2 protein-coding genes are annotated in these 1,002 nt (G+C 67.5%); both read right to left on the bottom strand.

The window, feature by feature from the left end; genetic code table 11:
* Window positions 1–624 (bottom strand): IS630 family transposase (locus tag EI291_RS22525; protein ID WP_125424539.1); only part of this gene is annotated, 624 nt, incomplete at its 3' end.
* On the bottom strand, window positions 581–946 hold the full coding sequence (locus EI291_RS22520; RefSeq protein WP_240635646.1) for a transposase: 366 nt from the start codon (window positions 944–946) through the stop codon (window positions 581–583). The genes EI291_RS22520 and EI291_RS22525, both read right to left, overlap by 44 nt.
* Window positions 947–1,002 lie beyond the last annotated feature (56 nt).

Raw genomic sequence — 1,002 nt, 5'->3', positions numbered from 1 at the left:
TACATGATAGCCGCAATGGTTGAACCAGGCTTTGGCGTCCTTGCTGGAAATCCAGTCCACGGCCGTTTGGATAGCCGCCTCCACTGCTTCACGGGTACGGGCCTGGGCTTGTCGCAGCTTGGTTTTGAGCTTGCTCCAGGCCTGCTCGACCGGGGTAAAATCGGGTGAGTACGGCGGCAGGAAGAGCACCTCGACGCCGCGCCGGGCTAGAGCCTGCTGCAGCCCGTCGAGCTTGTGCACCGCCAGGTTATCGAGCACCAGCACATCGCCGCGGCGCAGCCGCGGACCCAGCACCCGGGCGATATAAAAGGCGAAGCTGCGCTGGTTCAAGGCCCCGTCCAGCAGTTGTACCGCCGTCAAGCCACGCACGCCCAGTGCTCCAATCAGCGTCACGGCCCGCCCACGCTGCAGCGGTACCGCGCCGCTTGCCCGCCGGCCGCCGACTGCCCGCGCGTAGCGGCGCGTGTAGTCCAGGCGCAGGCCCGTTTCGTCCAGGAAGTAGAAGCGGTGCACATCCGTGCGCGCCGCCACCGCCTCCACGTGCCGGCGGCGCAGCTCCCGCACCCGCTCCGTGTCGCGCTCAGTGGCATGCAGGCTTTTTTTTACGGCGCAGGCCCTGCTCATCCAGCACACGCCAGACGACGCCGATGCTCACGCGCTGCCCGGTTTCTGCCTGCAGCGCATCCCGCAACTCGACCAGTGTCGCGTCTGGCTGCCGCCCCACCTGAGCCACCAACCACGCCTGGGCGGCCGCGTCCAGGCACCGCGGCGGGCCGCCCCGACCGGGCAACGCCGCCACTGACCCGGTTTGCCGCTGCCGCCGCACGAGCTTGCCAACAAACGCCAGGCTCACGCAAAAGCGGGCGGCTACTTGCGCCTGCCGGGCTCCGGGCTCAGTCAGCGCCTGCGCCACGCGCTGGCGCAAATCCATCGAATACGCTTGCATATACCTGCTTACGTACGCTAGGCGACGGCAGCTACACCGTTCATGAATCCGCTATA

The sequence above is a fragment of the Hymenobacter rigui genome (assembly GCF_003944715.1).
GTDB lineage: Bacteria > Bacteroidota > Bacteroidia > Cytophagales > Hymenobacteraceae > Hymenobacter > Hymenobacter rigui.
Note: the sequence above shows the minus strand (reverse complement) of the source record. Positions and strands in the feature narration are given on the sequence as shown.